The following is a 16,744-nucleotide window of genomic DNA, read 5'->3' as shown; positions in this document are numbered from 1 at the left end:
GTTCTTCACCTGCCGGAACTCCCCATCTGCTCGTCATCGCGCCCGCAGGCGCCGGACCTGCTTCAGCAGGACATCTATACCGCAACCGCACCGGCCTCAATTCCGGTCCGGGGCGACGGGCGGGCACGCAAACCGACGTGAGCATATACCAAATGGCCTGCGCCACATCATATAGCTTATTGCATATTCTCATCCTCCGCCCCTACGCTGGACGGGCTTCCTCCCCCTTGGTGTGCCGCCCGATGCCCGATCCATTCGCCAGCCTGGCCGAAGCCCATGCCTCGGTCCACGTTCCGCCCGGCGCCACCGGCTGGCGGCGGCTGATGGCCTTCGCCGGGCCGGGATACATGGTATCGGTCGGCTATATGGACCCGGGCAACTGGGCCACGGACCTGGCGGGCGGGTCGGCGTTCGGATACCGGCTGCTGTCGGTCATCATGCTGTCGAACCTGATGGCCATCCTGCTGCAGGCCCTGTCGGCCCGGCTGGGGATCGCCACCGGGCGGGACCTGGCGCAGGCGTGCCGCGACCGGTTCCCGATGCCGGTCACCATCGCGCTCTGGCTGGCGTGCGAGGCCGCGATCATCGCCTGCGACCTGGCGGAGGTCATCGGCACCGCGATCGCGCTGCAATTGCTGTTCGGCCTCCCGCTGCTGCCGGGCGCCATCCTCACCGGCCTGGACGCCGCCCTGGTGCTGATGCTGATGAACCGCGGATTCCGCGTGCTGGAGGCCTTCGTGATCGGCCTGCTGGTCATCATCGCCGCGTGCTTCCTGGTCCAGATCCTCGCGGCGGCCCCGCCCGTGGCGGCGGTCCTGCGTGGCCTGGTTCCGACGCCCGCCCTGCTGACCGACCCGGCCATGCTGTATGTCGCCATCGGCATCATCGGGGCGACGGTCATGCCGCATAACCTGTACCTCCATTCCTCGATCGTGCAGACGCGGGCCTATGACCGGTCCGAGGCCGGGCGCCGCGACGCGATCCGCTGGGCCACCTGGGACAGCACGCTGGCGCTGATGATGGCGCTTTTCATCAATGCCGCGATCCTGATCGTCGCCAGTGCCGCCTTCCATGGCAGCGGGCATCGCGACGTGGCCGATATCGGGCAGGCCTATCGCCTGATCTCGCCGCTGCTGGGGCTGGGCGTGGCCTCGACGCTGTTCGCCGTGGCGCTGCTGGCGGCGGGGATGAATTCGACCGTCACCGGCACCCTGGCCGGCCAGATCGTGATGGAGGGATTCCTGCATGTGCGCCTGCCGCACTGGGCGCGGCGGCTGCTGACCCGGGGACTGGCCATCGTGCCGGTGGTGGTGGTCACGGCGCTGTACGGCGCGGCGGGCACGAACCGGCTGCTGGTGTTCAGCCAGGTGGTGCTGTCGATGCAATTGCCCTTCGCCGTCATTCCGCTGGTCTGGTTCGTCGCCGATCGGCGGATGATGGGCTCCTTCGCCATCTCGCGCGGGTTCGCGGCCCTGTCATGGCTGGTCGCCCTGGTCATCCTGGCGCTGAACGGCAAGCTGCTGTGGGACATGGCGACGGGCTGATCCGATGCCGGATGCTTCCTTGTCCGCGACGCTCAGCGTGGCCGCGCTGGCGGCGGTGATCGAATGGCGCGTCGGCTATCCCGCCCCGGTCTTCGCATGGATCGGCCACCCGGTGATGTGGATCGGCGCGCTGATCGGCCGGCTGGACCGCCTGGGCAATCGGCCCGGCTGGTCGTCGCCCGGCCGCCGGGCGGCGGGGTTCGCGGCCCTGGCGATCGTGGTCGCGGTGCCGGTCGGCCTGGCCTGTGGGGCGGTATGGCTGATGGACCGCGTGCTGCCGCGCGGCCTTGCGATCCTGCTGCAGGCGGTGGCCGCCGGCACCCTGGTCGCCCAGCGCTCGCTGCACGACCATGTGGCCGACGTGGGCACGGGGTTGCGCGGGGGCGGGCTGGCGGGTGGCCGGGCGGCGGTGGGACGCATCGTGGGGCGCGACACGGCGGGGCTGGACCGCGCGGGCATCGTGCGGGCCGCGATCGAAAGCCTGGCGGAAAATTTCTCGGACGGCGTGGTGGCGCCGCTGCTCTGGACGGCGCTGCTGGGCCTGCCGGGCGCGGTCTTCTACAAGGCCGTCAATACCGCCGACAGCATGATCGGGCACCTGACGCCCCGCCACGCCGCCTTCGGCTTCGCCGCCGCGCGGCTGGACGACGGGATCAACCTGCCGGCTTCGCGCCTGTCGGCGCTGTGGATTTTCCTGGCGGCGCCGCGCGCGCGGCGGGGGGCCGTCTGGCGGGCCCTTCGGGACGACGCGCGGCACCATCGCTCGCCCAATGCCGGCTGGCCCGAAGCCGCGATGGCCGGCGCGCTGGGGCTGCGCCTGGCCGGTCCGCGCCTCTATGGCGGCGTGCGGGTGCAGGATGCCTGGATGGGCGACGGCACGCCGGATGCGGATATCGGCCATCTGGACCGTGCGCTGGTCCTCTATCGCCGGGCCTGCCGGATCGAATGGATCGTCATCGTGGCCCTGGCGGTGTACATAACGGTCCTGTGATGACCGAACCCGATCCCCGCCCCGCGTTTCCCGACGATTTCCGCGCCCAGCTCGACCGCCTGTTCGTCTGGCGGCGCGACGTGCGGCATTTCCGGACCGACCCGGTGGACCCTGCCGTGCTGGACGGCCTGCTGGCCACCGCCTGCCTGGCGCCCTCGGTGGGGCTGAGCGAACCCTGGCGCTTCATGCGGGTCGATTCCCCCGCGCGCCGGGCGGCGGTCCGGGCGGAATTCGCGCGCTGCAACGCCGACGCGCTGGCGGCGCGCACCGAGGAAGATGCCGCCCGCTACGCCACGCTGAAACTGGCCGGGCTGGATCGCGCCCCGCACCATGTCGCGGTCTTCTGCGACGCCGACCCGGCGCAGGGCAGGGGCCTGGGCCGGCTGACGATGCCCCAGACCACGGTCTGGTCCGCCGTCATGGCCGTCCATACGTTCTGGCTGGCCGCCACGGCGGCGGGCCTGGGGGTGGGGTGGGTGTCGATCCTCGACCCGCAGCAGATCGCCCGCATCCTGGATGCCGATCCGCGCTGGACGTTCCTGGCCTATCTCTGCGTCGGCTACGCGCAGGACCCGTCGGACAGTCCCGAACTGGAGCGGCGGGGCTGGGAACGGCGCGACCCCGCGCGGCGGGCCTGGATCGTCCGGTAAATCAAAGCGGATCGTACCCGGGGCGCTTGTACAGCGTGCCCGGGCCGCCGAGGATATCGGGCTTGTAGACCGCCTCGACCCAGTCCTCCGGCGCGATTTCCTCGATGGAGACCGAAACCGCGCGCTCCGCACAGGGCGCGCTGGCCATGACGGCCTGGGCGACGGCTTCCGCGATCGTTTCCTTCTGATGTTCCGACTTTCCCGGCTGAAGCTTGATGATCACATGCGGCATCGGCCTGTTCCTCTCTCTTTTCGTTTGCATCCAAGGTATCGAGTTCGCGGATATCGTAATATCCGGTCGCCGGAATCCTTCGCGCGATCCTATTGAAACGTCGACGGTATCATTGATTCTGGAACTTGACTGGTCCCGGGTTGTTATAATCAGGCAGGCAGGGCGACAGAGCAGCGATCACATCTGCGATATGCTCGTTATTTTTTATCCGTCGTCCGCTCTCGGAGACAAATATGGCGGATATCGTTTATCGTAATGGCATTCTTTTCGATGGATCCGGAGGTGCTCCCCTGATTTCCGACGTGGCCGTAACCGGTGACAGGATCACCGCGATCGGGCCAGGCCTGGCGACGGACGAAGGGACGACCGAGATTGACTGTCGGGGTCTATGGCTGATGCCGGGGCTGCTCGACATCCACACGCATCTCGACCTGGAGGTCGAACTGTCCCCCGAACTCCCCGAAGTGGTGCGCCATGGTACCACGACGGTCGTGATGGGCAACTGCTCCATCGGGGTGATATACGGCCATCAGCGGCGCGACGGCGAGGACCCGATCGTGGATTGCTTCGCGCGCGTCGAGAACATGCCGAAAACCGTTCTGGGCCGGGTTGCGGATACCTGCACATGGACAGATTCGGCGGGTTATCTCGATCATCTGGAAAGCCTTCCGCTCGGCCCCAATGTGGTGCCGTTGATCCCGCATTCCATGCTTCGGATCGAAGTCATGGGACTGAACCAGTCCGTGGGCCGTCGGCCCACCCGGCAGGAACTTTCCCGCATGGAGCGGCTGCTGGACCTGGGAATGTCCCAGGGCTATGCGGGATTTTCGACCGACGCGCTGCCGTTCCATTTCCTTGCCAACGCGCCGAACAAGAAGAAAAAGATCCCGACGCAATATGCCGGGTTCAAGGAATTGTCCCGGCTTACGTCGGTCGTGCGCCGCTATGGCCGGGTCTGGCAGGCGACACCGTCCAAGGACAATATCCCGGCTGTCGTGCGCAGTTTCCTGCTGACCAGCGGGCGTCTTTACGGCCGGCCGCTCAAGACGACCGTGCTGGCGGCGCTTGACCTGCGGACCAACCGGTCGGCCGTGTCGCTCTGCCTGCTCCTGTCCGCGATCCTGAATTCCAGGCTTCTGGGCGGGGTATTCCGTTTTCAGGCCCTGTCGTCGTCCTTCCGGATCTGGAGTGACGGCGCCATCAACCCGATCGCGGACGAGATTCCGGAATTGAGGGCCCTCAACGAGCTGGAACTCGCCGACCGCCAGGGCCGTGCCCGTATCCTGAACGATCCCGCCTGGATCGAAGCGTTCCGGAAGATGTGGGTGAAGGGAAAAAAGGGCTGGTCGCTGGCCCGGCTGATGCGGCGGCTCCGTCTGGAGGACGTCGTCCTGACCCGGCGGCTGGAAGACATGGTCGTGGCCGAATGCCCGCTTCCCCACTGGGCCGGCGAAACCTTGGCGGCCCCCTGTCGCAGGCTTCGAACCGCCCAGGCATCCAAGGGTCGACGGGGGCCGGCCAATGACGCCGAGGCGGCATTCTTCGCGGGATTTCCAGATCCGATCCAGGATGACGCGGACTTCCTTCTGCATCTTCTGCGGGAATGGGATACGGATTTGCGGTGGGAAACGACCATCGCCAATCGCGATGAAGCGACGGTCAGGAAACTCCTGTTCCACGACCAGACGCTGCCCGGTTTCAACGACAGCGGCGCGCACCTGGCCAATATCGCGTTCTATGACGGCAACCTGCGGACGCTGAAAATGGCGCAGCGGGAGGGGTTGCAGCGGGTTTCCCTGGCCGTCCATCGGCTGACCGGGCTTCCGGCGGAATTCTTCGGGATCAAGGCGGGGCGGGTGCGTGTGGGCGCACAGGCGGATCTCTGCGTCGTCGATCCCGTGGCGCTCCAAAAATGGAATCCGGAAAGCACCTATCACTTCATCGACCGTCGGCAGTTCGGATGCAGGCAGGTCGTCAATCGCCCGCAGGGTGTGGTGCGGAACGTGATGATCGCCGGCAGGATGGCCTGGGCGGATGACCGATATGCGCCCGAGTTCGGCCAGCATGCGTACGGGCGCGTCGTAAGGGCGAAGGACCATGCGCGGGAGTGCGATCCCGTGTGACTCGACCTACCGGGTTCGGCGTTCCGGCGGCTCCTGGCCGATAAGCTTCAGCAGGGCCTCGGCGGCCGGGCTGCGATAGCGCTCCTTATGTCGCAACCCGTAGAACGACCGCGCGCCCAGCGCCTGCGGCACGGCGTGCACCGTGCCGGCCTGTAATGCCGGGACCACGACCAGCGAGGACAGGGCCCCGATCCCGGCCCCCGCTTCGATCGCCGTCCGCACGCTTTCGTTGGAGGGCAGGACAAGGCTGATGGTCAGATCTTCGGGTTCGATCCCGAGGTGACGGAGGTGCTGCTCCAGCGTCGAGCGCGTACCCGATCCGGGCTCCCGCATCACCCAGCGGGCGGCCCGTAGCCATGCCCGGTCGACCGTCCGGGGCAGGCACGGATCGGCCTGGATGATGGTCAGGCGATCTTCCCCCAGCGGCCATTGCGCCAGTGCGGGGTCGTCGACGATCGCCTCGACGATGCCCAGTTCGACCTCTCCGTCCCTGACCCTGGCGGCTGCGTCTTCGGTATTGCTGATCGCCAGGTCGATCGTAATCCCTGGATATTGCTTGCGAAACGATACCAGAATGGGGGGCAGCCAATACGCGGCGATGGTCTGGCTGGCCACGACACGCAATGTGCCGCGCTTCAGGCCGCTGAAATCGTCCAGCACGTTTTCGGCCGCCACGGCCCGGGCCAGGACAGCACGGGCCTCGGGCAGGAACAGCCGGCCGGCGTCCGTCAGGCGAATGCCCCGGCCGACACGGTGGAAGAGCTTCACGCCATGCCGTTCTTCCAGCGTCGCGATGGCGGCCGATACGGCGGACTGGGTCACGTTCAGGGCGCGGCTGGCGGCGGTGACGTGTTCCCGTTCCGCGACGGCGATAAAGAGGCGGAGTTGTTCCAGGGTCATGCCCGCCGGATATCACAACCAATCACGATTTCCGATCGGAATCAGAAAAATTATGAGTTGGAGTGATGAGATGGCTGCCTCCTAGTCTTCGTGGCGAAGGAAAGGGCGGTGACATGATGCTTTATTCCGGCGTGTCCTGGCGGCGGCGAGCCAGCCGTTTTCTGGCGTGCCGCATGCCGGGCGTCCTGCTCTGCCTCGCGATATCGGGCCTTGCCTCCCTGCTCGCATGGGCCGAGGGAAGCCTGTTGGGAAAAGCGTGGCTGGAACCCCTGAATCTCGCCCTTCTTGTCGGCGTGTGCATCCGGACCGTTTACGAGCCGGGTCGTTTATGGGTTCCGGGCATTCGTTACTGTTCCAGGACCCTTCTCAATATCGCCATAGCTTGCTTGGGTGCGTCCTTCAGCATTGGTGCCGTGCTTTCCGCCGGTCCATGGCTTCTGGCGGGTGTCGCGGGGATCGTGGCGTTCAGCCTGGCCTTTACCTGCTGCGTCGGGCGGGTAGCGGGGCTGCCGGTTTCCCAGACCCTTCTGGTCGCCTGCGGCAATTCCATCTGCGGCAATTCCGCGATCATGGCGGCGGCCCCCGTGATCCATGCCCGGGACGAAGACGTTGGCGCAACCATCGCATTCACGGCGGCCGGCGGCCTTGTGATTGTCCTGGGGCTGCCGCTTCTGGCGCCGGTCCTGAACGTCAGCGATGCCGCGCGCGGCGCCCTCGCGGGCCTGACGGTGTATGCCGTGCCGCAGGTGATCGCGGCCTCCTCGCCCTTCGGCCTGGCGGCCGTCCATATGGGCACCCTCGTCAAACTGATGCGGGTGCTCATGCTCGGTCCCGTCTGCGTCGTTCTGTCGTGGCTCTCCTCCGGGTTCGACGGCGGGCCCCGGCGAAGAACACGGCTGGTCCCCTGGTACATTACCGGCTTCCTGATCATGATGGCCGGCCGATCCTTCGATATGATTCCGCATGGGATCGTCGCCCCCCTCAATGTCGCCGCCACGGTGCTGACCATTCTCGCCATGGCGGCCCTGGGTCTCAGTATCGATCTTCGTTCGGTCATGCGGGCGGGTCAGCCGTTGATCCTGACCGTGGCGCTGTCCCTGTGCGGTCTGGTCGGCGCCAGCGTGATACTGGTCCGGGTCATGCCCGGGGGATGACCGGAGGGGTCTCTTTGCGACGGTTTCCGGCTTGCCGTGCCCCAGTCGCGGCAGGCATGATCGCCGTCATGCGTCGTCTTCTGCCGATCCTCGCCCTGCTGCTGCCGAATGTGGCGATCGCGGCGCCCAGCCCTTCCGAGATCGTGGCCCATGCGCCGGGCACGGCCTGGGCCGACGTGCCGGCGGACCGGCTTCTGGTGATGACGCTGGGCGATGGCGCGCAAATTGTGATCGAACTCGCGCCGCAGTTCGCGCCGGTCCATACCGGCAATATCGTGCATCTGGCGCGCGCGCATGTGTGGGATGGCGGGGCCGTCATCCGCGTGCAGGACGATTACGTCGTGCAATGGGCCCCGCGCGACGAAAAGGCGAAACCGCCCGTGGACTTTGTCGCGCATCCGCCGGCGGAATACGATCGCAACCGCCAGGGAATTGCCATTCGCCCACTCGGTTTTTCCGATCCGTATGCACCGGCCACCGGGTTCGCCGCAGGATGGCCGGTGGGGACGGACGGGAACCGTGTCTGGCTTGCGCACTGCTATGGCATGATCGGTGTGGCGCGCGACATGCCGCCCGATACCGGCGATGGGCAGGAACTGTATGCGGTCAACGGCGAGGCACCGCGCCAGCTTGATCGCAATCTGGCCGTCGTGGGCCGCGTCCTGACGGGCATGGAACATCTGGGCGCATTGCCGCGCGGGACGGCGGCCTTGGGATTTTATGCCGACAAGGCGCAGGATATTGCAATTCGCAGCATCTCGCTTGCCGTTGACCTGCCCCGCGCGCAGCAGCCGCGTCTTCAGGTGATGCGCACCGACGATGCGGCTTTTTCGGCCTATCTGGATGCCCGCGCCAACCGCACGGACCCATTCTTCGTCCAACCGGCGCATGGCGTCACCCTCTGCAATGTTCCGGTGCCGACGCGCCGGAAACCCTGACAGATGCGGGGGGATTGTATGCCGGACGTCGGGGGGGTAAGTCCCGTGCATGAGCATCCCTACGCCCGCCTGCCCGCAATGCACCCTGGACGAGACGCATGTCGAGGGGGCGAACCATGTCTGCGACACCTGCGGGTATGAATGGCCTGTCGACATCGCCGACGCTGCCCCCGCCGCAGAGGTGATACGCGATGCCAACGGCGTGGTCCTTGCCGATGGCGACACGGTGGTGATGATCAAGGACCTCAAGGTAAAGGGTTCCTCCACGACGCTGAAAGTCGGGACCAAGATCAAGAATATCCGCCTGCGGGACGGCGACCACGCGGTCGAGGCCGGCGGCTACATGCTCAAGGCCGAGTTCCTGCGGAAGGCGTGAACGCGCGCGGGTCCAGGGAAAACAGGCGGGCGCTGCCTTGCGGCGGCGCGGGCGCCAGAAGATGCGGCGTTCGCCCGGCCGCCAGCGCGTAGAGCAGCCGCAGCGGCCCGCCATGGGTCAGGACGCAGGCGGCCTGTCCCGCATCGCGCAGGTCGGTCCAGAATGCCGTGACCCGGCGGCGCAGCGCGCCGCCGCTTTCGCCGCCGGGCGGCGCGAAGCCTTCGGGGTCGGCGGCCCATTGATCCAGTGCCGCGCGGTCGAGGGCCGCCCAGGGCGTGCCCTCCCAGGCGCCGAAATCCAGCTCCGCCAGGCGCGGATCGATCCGCAGCGTCTGCCCGGTCGCCCGGGCCAGCCGCTCGGCGACCAGCCGGCATCGCGTGGCGGGCGCGCTGTGGATCATGCGGATCGCGGCACCCCGGGCCAGCACGGCCAGGCCGTTGGCCCGCGCTTCCCATCCCGGCAGCAACCCGACATCCAGCCGGCCGTAGCACAGGCCGGCCGCGACCTGGACCGGGGGGTGGCGCACCAGCAGGACGGAAGCGGCAGCCGTCACGGTCGCGATGCCTGATTCCGTGGGCATCAGCGGCACAATGCCCACGGGATCACGGCATTTTCGATCCGCTTGACCGTCACGCCATAGACGGACCCCATGATGGTATCCTGCAGGACCTGTTCGGGCAGGCCATGCCGGACGACACGGCCCTGGTGCATCAGCACCAGTTCATCACAGAACCGGGCCGCCAGGGCCAGGTCGTGCAACACGACGACGATCCCCTTGCCCTGGGCCGCCAGAACGCGAAACAACTGCATCATCGACAGGGCATGGGCGGGATCGAGGGCGGCGATGGGTTCGTCCGCCAGGATGACCGGCGTGCTGGTGGCCAGCGCGCGGGCCAGGTTCATCCGCGCCCGTTCGCCGCCCGACAGGTGGCTGGCCGGACGATTCTGCAGTTCCAGCATGTCGGTCGCGGCCAGCGCGTCCTCCACGACCGGATGGCCGGCCGCCCGTTCGCCCGCCTGTCCGTGCGGCAGGCGTCCCAGGGCCACCAGCGCCCGTACCGGCATGGGGGGCGGTTTCTGCCCGTCCTGCGGGATGAAGGCCACCTGCCGGGCGCGCATCTCCGCCCCGATCCGGCCGATATCGCGATCCTGCAGCCGGACATGACCGCAATCGGGCGTCAGCAGCCCCGCCAGCATGCGCAGGGCGGTACTTTTTCCCGCGCCGTTGGGGCCGATCAGGCCCATGACGCGCCCGGCCTCCAATGTCAGGGATGCCGCATCGACGACCTTGCGACCGCCGCGCGTCAACGAGATATCCTGTGCCTGCATCAGGATCATGACGCCGTCCTCTTCAGCATGATGACCCGGGCGAAGAAAACCGGCGCGCCGACCAGCGCCGTCAGCACGCCCAGTTGCAGTTCCGGTCCCACCGTCACCAGGCGCACCACCATATCCGCCAGCAGAAGCAGGCAGCTTCCCCCCAGCAGGGACGGCAGCAGCAGGCGCGACGGCTGGTAGCCCGTCAGGGACCGCAGGAGATGCGGCACGACCAGGCCGACAAACCCGATGGCCCCCGAAACGGCGACGCAGGACCCGACCGCCAGTGCGCATCCCAGCACGATCCGCGTCTGGACGCCCCGCAGCCCGAACAGCCGGAAGCCGAGGCTTTCCGCCACATCCTCGCCCAGCGTCAGCGCATCCAGCGCGCGTCCGGCCGACAGCATCAGCAGGGTGCCGCAGATCGCGCCCGGCAGGCTGATCCAGACATGCGTGAACGTCCGGTCCGTCAGCGATCCCATGACCCAGTGCATGATTTCGAACGAGGCATAGGGGCTGGGCACCAGATTCAGCGTCAGGGCCGTCAGGGCGGCGGCAAAGCTGCTGAGCGCCGCACCGGCCAGCAGCAGGACCAGCGCGCCGCTGCGCCCGACCAGCCCCATCAATATCGCGGTGGCGCACAGCGCGCCGGCCAGTCCGCCCAGCGGAAGGATGGCCACGGAGACCTGCATCAATCCCGTATAAAAGACGATGACGGCCCCCAGCGCCGCCCCGCCCGACACGCCAAGGATGCCCGGATCGGCCAGCGGGTTGCGCAGGTAGCCCTGCAGCACGGCGCCGGACAATCCCAGGACGCCCCCCACCACGACGGCCAGCAGGGTGCGGGGCAGGCGCAACTGGCCGACGATGATCGCGCCCGCCGTATGCCGGCCCGCCGCCATGTCCCTCAGCGCGGTGAGGAAGGACAGCCGCGTCTCGCCCCACATCAGCGAGGCGCAGGACAGGCCCACCACCGCCACGGCCAGCAGGACGTTGAGCCAGAGGATCTTCCGGGCGGACGTCACGGCGATGGTCCAAGGTCCTGGCGCGCGGCACGCAGCATGGCGATACTGTCCAATGTCTGTGGCAGGCCACACAGCCACAGGCGCGCGGGCAGGTCCAGATGGTGACGTCCCGCGAAAGCCTGCTGCAAGGCCGGATGGTCCAGCAGGGCCTGCGCCAGCGAATGGCCCTGGCCGGAACGATCCAGAATCAGCAGGTCGGGCGGATGGGCGATCAGCACTTCCATGGGCAGGCGGGGCGATGGCGCCAGGTCCATGGTGGTCGCATAGTTCCGAAAACCGGCATGGGCCAGCACGTCGTCCGGCAGCGATCCGCCGTGCATGACAAAGCCGTTCGCGGCATAAATGGCGGCGGTGGGATCATCGGGCCGGCGGTCCGCCGAAAGGGACGCAAGGCGGACGACGAAGGCATCGGCAAGCGCCCGCCCGCGCTCCGGCGCCCCGACCGCATTCGCCACCGTCATGATCTGGGCGGGAATATCCGCCAGCGCCTTGACGGGGGGAAAGGCAATGACCCGGGCCCCTTCCTCCCGCGCCGCCTGCATGGCGACCGCCGCCGTATAGACGCCCCCCAGCACCACGTCGGGGCGGGCCGAGACGATATTTTCCGCCGTCGGCCGCATGACGGGGGCATGGCGGGCCTGTTCGCACAGAACGGAACTCCAGCAGTCCCGCGCAATCGGGCTCAGCCCGACGATCTGCTCCGGTTCGGCCAGCATCAGGACAAGCTGGTCCGTGCAGAGGTTCAGGGACGCCACCCGGGGCAACGGCCGGCCCTGGCCCGCGCTGGTCCATGCCAGCAAACCCGCCACCATGCCCCAGAGCGCCCGTTTCATGTCAGTAATTCAGCGTAAAGCCGCCATAGCCCGCGCGCCCGGGCTGCAGGTAGCCGATCGGGTCCTCATATTGCCTGTTCAGCAGGTTGTCCGCGCGCGCATAGACCGAGACATATCTGTTGATCTTGTAATTGGCGGCGATATCGATCGTAAAATAGCCATGCCCCTTGGCGCATACGCTGCATGATTCGCTGCCGATGACCGGCAGGTCGCGCCAGGCGCTGGTGTACAGGATGTTTCCCGAAAAGGTCAGGTCCTGGATGGGCGTCCATGTCGTGTTGAAGTTGAATTTATGCTGGGGACGGCGCTGCAGTTCCGTATCGTCCGTCTCGTTGCGCGCATGGGTCCAGGTGTAGCTCAGGTTGAACTGCAGGTCGCGGCGTGCCTTCCAGTTCAGGAAGGCCTCCACGCCGTACATGCGCGCCCGGTCCACGTTGGCGTACGAATAGTTGTAGTTATAGGAGGAATCAATGGACAGGGTCGACTGGATCAGGTTCCGGACCCGGTTGTCATACCAGGTCGCGCCGAAATTCAGGCTATCATGCAGCAGCTTCTGCTCGACCCCGGCGTCATAGCCGATCAGTTGTTCGGCCTTCAGGTTCGGATTGCCCTTTTCGGAATACCCGTACCCGCCCTGGTTGGCGAAGAGCTGGTACAGGGACGGTCCATGAAATCCGGAACCGGCGCTGGCCTTGATGATGGTGCCGGTGCCCGGAACATGGATGGCGGGCGCCACGCGCCAGGTCACATGGTTGCCGTATCGTGAATTCGCATCATACCGGATATTGGCGGCGCCATACAGGATGTGGTTCCAGTTTCCCTGGTACTGCCCGTATCCGGCGGTCGTGTCCATGCCGGCGGACGTGTCATATCCGGGACCAGAAATGCCGCCGGCCTGGCTGGTATTGAATGTCTCGTGGAAATGTTCGGCGCCGACCATGAACTGACCGTACTGCCGGAAATTGAACGTGCCGTGCCAGTCGATCTTCAACCGGTCGGAACGGTAGTAATCGGGATCGGGGTTGATCGGGCTGCCATAGCTCGTTCCCGTCTCCGTCCAGCGATTGCGGTTGGTCATGTATCCCAGGCCGATCACCTGGTCGAACAGCCCGTTGAACGAGACATGATGCGCCGTACCCCGCACGATCGCCTCGTTCGTGTTGTTTTGTTCGCGCACGCCGGAATATCCGAAATACTCGTTTTGCAGGTCATAGAGGGAATAGCTGTGGTTGTTTCCCTGTATCAGGCGGGTCGTCAGGCCCAGGTCGAAATTGCGGGCAACATCATACCCCAGGCGGATATTGGCGCTGCGGTTGTCGTTGCGATTGCCTTCGTGGCGCTGCCGCCAGTCGGCGTTGTAGGCGCGCTCGATATAAGACGGGATGTTGTTGAATCCGTCCATTCGGTAATGGGAAAATTCAACGTTGTAATGGAAGCGCCCCTTGCTGCCGCGCGCGCCGAAGACCTGGTTGAAGGTGCCGTATCCGCCGCCTTCGATCCGGACGAAGGGCTTGAAGCGGCCTTCCCCCTGCGCCGTGGTGATATCGATCACGCCTGCCATGGCATCCGCGCCATACAGGCCGCTTTGCGGGCCGCGCAGGATCTCGATCCGTCCCATGCCGTCCGTCATGAACTGGGCGGCGTCGAACATACCCTGGGCGGAACTGCCGTCATTGACGTCCATGCCGTCCAGACGGACCTTGACCTCGTTCGCGTTGTTGCCGCGCATGAAAATGGATGTCGTCCCCCCGGGGCCACCCGTCTGCACGACGTTCAGGCCCGGCTGGCGCTCCAGGATATCGGCCAGTCCCCGGCGCTGCTGGGTCTGGATCTGCTGTTCGGTCACGATCGTCATGCTGGTGCCGATATCGTCGACCGAGGTCGGCCGGCGCGCGGCACTGACACTGATCAGTTCGGGCAGTTCGGCGGTCTGCGTGGAAACGGCGGGGCTGGATGTCCGGGCCGGGACGTTCGATGACGTGGTCGCGGGCTTCGACTTGCCGGCCTGGTCGCCGCCCTGGACAACATGTGGCTTCGATCGCTTGGCCGGGGCAGCTTGCTTCGCGGGCTCGTCAGCCTGCGCCACGCAGGTTCCCATCGCCACGAACGTGCTCGAAGCGATCAACAGATTACGGAAAACACTCATCAGGTCCAGGTCTCGCGGTCACATCATCGTTGCCACGAGAGCGTACTGTCATAAGGCCGCCCGTCTGTGCGACGGACGATGACACCACACCGTCAGGACACCCCGCCCGACAGTTCCCGGTCGCAACCAATGCAGACGGCAGGTCTCCTGGCTTGCGGCATCACGTCCTGCATAACCTTCCCGGGATGAGTGTTCCCAGTGGTCCGGACCATGATATCCGGCGACGCACAGACATACCGCTTACAGTTGCGGGGACAGCCGAAGCATTGGACCGTAATCCGCACTTCGTTCCCTTTTAATCCTTCTGACAAGAAGGAACCGTCGAAATACTTCTAATCGTACCAGATCTTCTTGTCAAGTCCGACACGATTTTTCAGTGTTCCGCGGGTGGGCATGCTATTGGCGGCAGGTGATGTCCCGCGTCGGGATTTCACGAAAGATACATAAAAGAAACGGGGGGATGCGGCTAGAAGGGGCCCGTCTCTCATCAGGGTGTGCTGTTCGCGATGAACGTGATTCTGAACGACCGACCCGCCTCCGCCAGCTATCGGGCCGTCTTCCTTTCGGACGTTCATCTGGGCACGCGCGACTGCCGCGCGGACCTGCTGGCGGAATTCCTGCGCAACGTGACATGCCAGCGTCTCTATCTGGTCGGTGACATCATCGACGGATGGAAGCTCAAGCGGTCCTGGTTCTGGAACGCCCATCACGACGACGTCGTGAACCTGATCCTGCGCATGGGCCGCACGGGGACCGAGATTTTCTATATCCCGGGCAATCATGACGAAATTTTCCGCCGCCTGCTGCCTCACAGGCTGGAAGTCGCGGGCATCAGGCTGTGCGGGCAGGTCGAGCACGTGACCGCTTCGGGCAAGAGGTTCCTCGTCCTGCATGGGGATGAATTCGACAGCGTGGTCCGCTATGCCCCGTTCCTGGCGATGCTGGGCGACCGGGCCTATACCGTGGCGCTGGTCGTCAATCGCTGGTTCAACCAGGTGCGCCGCCGCCTGGGCCTGCCCTATCGGTCGCTGTCGCAATGGCTGAAGCGGCAGGTGAAGGGCGCCTTGATGGCCATCGACCGGTTCGAGACCGCCGTGGCGGACGAGGCCCGGCGGCGCGGGGTGGACGGCGTGATCTGCGGCCACATCCATCATGCCGTCATCAAGGATCTGGACGGGATACTCTACATGAATGACGGCGACTGGGTCGAAAGCTGCAGCGCCCTGGTGGAACATCATGACGGCAGCATGGAATTGCTGGACATGACCGATGTCCGCCGCCGGACCGGGGCGCCGTCGCGCCTGGCCTCGTTCCTGTTCCCGGCCGGTGCCTGAATGACGGCGCAGCTTGCGGTTCTCGACACGGCACCGCGCGTCACGGTGGCTCCGCGTGCCTTGCGCATCCTGATCGTCAGCGATGCCTGGTATCCCCAGGTCAACGGCGTGGTCCGCACCATCTCGCGCCTCAGCGACGAATTGCGGGCGATGGGCCAGATCGTTCGGGTCGTCGGTCCACACCTGTTCCGCACCGTGCCGTGCCCGACCTATCCGGAAATCCGGCTGAGCATCCTGCCCGGGCGGGAGATGTCCCGGCTGATCGCGGAATTCCGGCCCGACGCGATCCATATCGTGACCGAGGGCCCGCTGGGCCTGGCCGCCCGCCGCTGGGCGATCCGTAACGGGCGATGCTTCACGACCTCGTTCCATACGCGCTTTCCGGAATATATCCGCGCGCGCACCGGTCTTTCGACACGTCTGCCCTACCGCTTCCTGCGCTGGTTCCATGCGGCGGCGGCACTGACACTGGTGCCGACCCCCAGCATGCTGGGGGAATTGAACGATCGCGGCTTCCGGCACCTGGAATGCTGGACGCGCGGTGTCGATGCCGACCGGTTCCGCCCCGGCACGACCGGGCATGACTGGCAGGCGCTCCACGGCGTGCCGGGGCCCTATCTGCTCTCGGTCGGGCGGGTGGCGGTCGAGAAGAATTTGACGGCCTTCCTCGATCTCGACCTGCCGGGGACCAGGATCGTGGTGGGGGACGGGCCGGACCGCGCCGAACTGGCTGCGCGCTACCCCGGCGTCGTGTTCACCGGTTACCTGGACGGTGCCGACCTGGCGGCGGCCTATGCCGCCAGCGACGTGTTCGTGTTTCCCAGCCTGACCGACACGTTCGGGCTGGTGATCCTGGAAGCCCTGTCCTGCGGCCTGCCGGTCGCGGCGTTCGACGTGACGGGCCCGCGCGACATCCTGCCGCCCGGGGTCTCGGCGGTTGGGGCGATCGGCCCGGACCTGCGGACCAATATCCTGGCCGCGCTGAAGGGCGACCGCGCGGCCTGTCGCGCCCATGCGGCACGCTTCAGTTGGGATTCCTGCGCGCGCATGTTCCTGGACGCCATCGTCCGGGCGCAGCGGGTCGATGGTTAGGATCGTCGTCCGCAAGCACCTGATCCGGCCTATCTTAAAAAATCCCAATCTACCGTGGACGCCCTTTACGAGGGGGAGGGCGGCTTTAT

General features: G+C 66.3%; 16 protein-coding genes and 1 riboswitch. Of the genes, 9 read left to right on the top strand and 7 right to left on the bottom strand.

Going from position 1 to position 16,744, the window contains the following annotated elements:
* Window positions 1–242 precede the first annotated feature (242 nt).
* Genes GDIA_RS06750 through bluB form a run of 3 tightly spaced genes read left to right on the top strand, consistent with a single transcriptional unit; the run spans window position 243 to window position 3,185 of the window.
* Window positions 243–1,544, top strand: coding sequence for an Nramp family divalent metal transporter (locus GDIA_RS06750; RefSeq protein ID WP_012223221.1), 1,302 nt, complete (start codon window positions 243–245; stop codon window positions 1,542–1,544).
* Between the two features lie 4 nt (window positions 1,545–1,548).
* A complete protein-coding gene (gene cbiB / locus GDIA_RS06745; RefSeq protein ID WP_012553730.1) occupies window positions 1,549–2,535 on the top strand; it encodes an adenosylcobinamide-phosphate synthase CbiB in 987 nt (328 codons plus the stop codon).
* Window positions 2,535–3,185 carry a 5,6-dimethylbenzimidazole synthase gene (bluB, locus tag GDIA_RS06740; RefSeq protein WP_012553729.1) on the top strand — a complete coding sequence of 217 codons (651 nt, stop codon included), beginning with the start codon at window positions 2,535–2,537 and terminating at the stop codon, window positions 3,183–3,185. The genes cbiB and bluB overlap by 1 nt, the downstream gene beginning before the upstream one ends.
* Window position 3,186: 1 nt before the next feature.
* Here bluB and GDIA_RS06735 read toward each other — a convergent pair whose 3' ends face one another.
* Entirely contained in the window at window positions 3,187–3,417 is a 231-nt protein-coding gene (locus tag GDIA_RS06735) for a tautomerase family protein (protein WP_012553728.1), read from the bottom strand.
* Window positions 3,418–3,650: 233 nt separating this feature from the next.
* On the opposite strand from GDIA_RS06735, the gene GDIA_RS06730 reads away from it, so the two are divergent.
* Window positions 3,651–5,540, top strand: a complete 1,890-nt coding sequence (locus GDIA_RS06730) for an N-acyl-D-amino-acid deacylase family protein (protein WP_012553727.1) — start codon at window positions 3,651–3,653, stop codon at window positions 5,538–5,540.
* A gap of 6 nt (window positions 5,541–5,546) precedes the next feature.
* Here the strand turns inward: GDIA_RS06730 and GDIA_RS06725 are convergent, their stop codons facing one another.
* Window positions 5,547–6,440, bottom strand: coding sequence for a LysR family transcriptional regulator (locus GDIA_RS06725; RefSeq protein WP_012553726.1), 894 nt, complete (start codon window positions 6,438–6,440; stop codon window positions 5,547–5,549).
* Between the two features lie 113 nt (window positions 6,441–6,553).
* On the opposite strand from GDIA_RS06725, the gene GDIA_RS06720 reads away from it, so the two are divergent.
* The 3 genes from GDIA_RS06720 to GDIA_RS06710 all read left to right on the top strand — a co-directional run bounded on the left by GDIA_RS06720 (window position 6,554) and on the right by GDIA_RS06710 (window position 8,908).
* A complete protein-coding gene (locus GDIA_RS06720) occupies window positions 6,554–7,594 on the top strand; it encodes a YeiH family protein (RefSeq protein ID WP_012553725.1) in 1,041 nt (346 codons plus the stop codon).
* Between the two features lie 68 nt (window positions 7,595–7,662).
* Complete coding sequence (locus GDIA_RS06715) at window positions 7,663–8,532, top strand: peptidylprolyl isomerase (RefSeq protein WP_244455115.1); 870 nt, start codon at window positions 7,663–7,665, stop codon at window positions 8,530–8,532.
* Window positions 8,533–8,581: 49 nt separating this feature from the next.
* Entirely contained in the window at window positions 8,582–8,908 is a 327-nt protein-coding gene (locus GDIA_RS06710; protein WP_012223229.1) for a zinc ribbon domain-containing protein YjdM, read from the top strand.
* Here the strand turns inward: GDIA_RS06710 and GDIA_RS06705 are convergent.
* From GDIA_RS06705 to GDIA_RS06685, 5 genes are all read right to left on the bottom strand, one after another.
* Entirely contained in the window at window positions 8,880–9,488 is a 609-nt protein-coding gene (locus GDIA_RS06705; protein WP_012553723.1) for a histidine phosphatase family protein, read from the bottom strand. The genes GDIA_RS06710 and GDIA_RS06705 overlap by 29 nt on opposite strands.
* Entirely contained in the window at window positions 9,488–10,246 is a 759-nt protein-coding gene (locus GDIA_RS06700; protein WP_012553722.1) for an ABC transporter ATP-binding protein, read from the bottom strand. The genes GDIA_RS06705 and GDIA_RS06700 overlap by 1 nt, the downstream gene beginning before the upstream one ends.
* Window positions 10,243–11,172: a FecCD family ABC transporter permease gene (locus tag GDIA_RS06695; RefSeq protein ID WP_407635501.1), complete on the bottom strand. Its 930-nt coding sequence runs from the start codon at window positions 11,170–11,172 to the stop codon at window positions 10,243–10,245. Before GDIA_RS06695 ends, GDIA_RS06700 begins: the two co-directional genes overlap by 4 nt.
* A 74-nt stretch (window positions 11,173–11,246) precedes the next feature.
* Window positions 11,247–12,083 carry an ABC transporter substrate-binding protein gene (locus GDIA_RS06690; protein ID WP_012553721.1) on the bottom strand — a complete coding sequence of 279 codons (837 nt, stop codon included), beginning with the start codon at window positions 12,081–12,083 and terminating at the stop codon, window positions 11,247–11,249.
* Window position 12,084: 1 nt separating this feature from the next.
* Window positions 12,085–14,229, bottom strand: coding sequence for a TonB-dependent receptor plug domain-containing protein (locus tag GDIA_RS06685; protein WP_012553720.1), 2,145 nt, complete (start codon window positions 14,227–14,229; stop codon window positions 12,085–12,087).
* A 120-nt stretch (window positions 14,230–14,349) separates the two neighbouring features.
* Window positions 14,350–14,567, bottom strand: a riboswitch (cobalamin riboswitch).
* Window positions 14,568–14,735: 168 nt separating this feature from the next.
* Between GDIA_RS06685 and GDIA_RS06680 the strand changes: the two genes are divergently transcribed.
* Both GDIA_RS06680 and GDIA_RS06675 read left to right on the top strand, forming a co-directional pair.
* The gene (locus tag GDIA_RS06680) at window positions 14,736–15,563 is read left to right on the top strand and encodes a UDP-2,3-diacylglucosamine diphosphatase (RefSeq protein WP_012223236.1); all 828 of its coding nucleotides are present in this window, start codon (window positions 14,736–14,738) and stop codon (window positions 15,561–15,563) included.
* Between the two features lie 60 nt (window positions 15,564–15,623).
* Window positions 15,624–16,655: a glycosyltransferase family 4 protein gene (locus tag GDIA_RS06675; RefSeq protein WP_012223238.1), complete on the top strand. Its 1,032-nt coding sequence runs from the start codon at window positions 15,624–15,626 to the stop codon at window positions 16,653–16,655.
* The last annotated feature ends 89 nt before the right edge of the window (window positions 16,656–16,744 follow it).

Origin of the sequence: Gluconacetobacter diazotrophicus PA1 5, from assembly GCF_000021325.1 — a bacterium.
Lineage (GTDB): Bacteria > Pseudomonadota > Alphaproteobacteria > Acetobacterales > Acetobacteraceae > Gluconacetobacter > Gluconacetobacter diazotrophicus.
This window is presented reverse-complemented; position numbering and strand designations above follow the sequence as displayed.

Excerpts from the sequence above, each read along its gene's own strand:
- GDIA_RS06750 (WP_012223221.1), top strand. The coding sequence starts at position 243 with ATGCCCGATCCATTCGCCAGCCTGGCCGAAGCCCATGCCTCGGTCCAC.
- cbiB (WP_012553730.1), top strand. The coding sequence starts at position 1,549 with ATGCCGGATGCTTCCTTGTCCGCGACGCTCAGCGTGGCCGCGCTGGCG.
- bluB (WP_012553729.1), top strand. The coding sequence starts at position 2,535 with ATGACCGAACCCGATCCCCGCCCCGCGTTTCCCGACGATTTCCGCGCC.
- GDIA_RS06735 (WP_012553728.1), bottom strand. The coding sequence starts at position 3,417 with ATGCCGCATGTGATCATCAAGCTTCAGCCGGGAAAGTCGGAACATCAG.
- GDIA_RS06730 (WP_012553727.1), top strand. The coding sequence starts at position 3,651 with ATGGCGGATATCGTTTATCGTAATGGCATTCTTTTCGATGGATCCGGA.
- GDIA_RS06725 (WP_012553726.1), bottom strand. The coding sequence starts at position 6,440 with ATGACCCTGGAACAACTCCGCCTCTTTATCGCCGTCGCGGAACGGGAA.
- GDIA_RS06720 (WP_012553725.1), top strand. The coding sequence starts at position 6,554 with ATGATGCTTTATTCCGGCGTGTCCTGGCGGCGGCGAGCCAGCCGTTTT.
- GDIA_RS06715 (WP_244455115.1), top strand. The coding sequence starts at position 7,663 with ATGCGTCGTCTTCTGCCGATCCTCGCCCTGCTGCTGCCGAATGTGGCG.
- GDIA_RS06710 (WP_012223229.1), top strand. The coding sequence starts at position 8,582 with ATGAGCATCCCTACGCCCGCCTGCCCGCAATGCACCCTGGACGAGACG.
- GDIA_RS06705 (WP_012553723.1), bottom strand. The coding sequence starts at position 9,488 with ATGCCCACGGAATCAGGCATCGCGACCGTGACGGCTGCCGCTTCCGTC.
- GDIA_RS06700 (WP_012553722.1), bottom strand. The coding sequence starts at position 10,246 with ATGATCCTGATGCAGGCACAGGATATCTCGTTGACGCGCGGCGGTCGC.
- GDIA_RS06695 (WP_407635501.1), bottom strand. The coding sequence starts at position 11,172 with ATGTGGGGCGAGACGCGGCTGTCCTTCCTCACCGCGCTGAGGGACATG.
- GDIA_RS06690 (WP_012553721.1), bottom strand. The coding sequence starts at position 12,083 with ATGAAACGGGCGCTCTGGGGCATGGTGGCGGGTTTGCTGGCATGGACC.
- GDIA_RS06685 (WP_012553720.1), bottom strand. The coding sequence starts at position 14,229 with ATGAGTGTTTTCCGTAATCTGTTGATCGCTTCGAGCACGTTCGTGGCG.
- GDIA_RS06680 (WP_012223236.1), top strand. The coding sequence starts at position 14,736 with ATGAACGTGATTCTGAACGACCGACCCGCCTCCGCCAGCTATCGGGCC.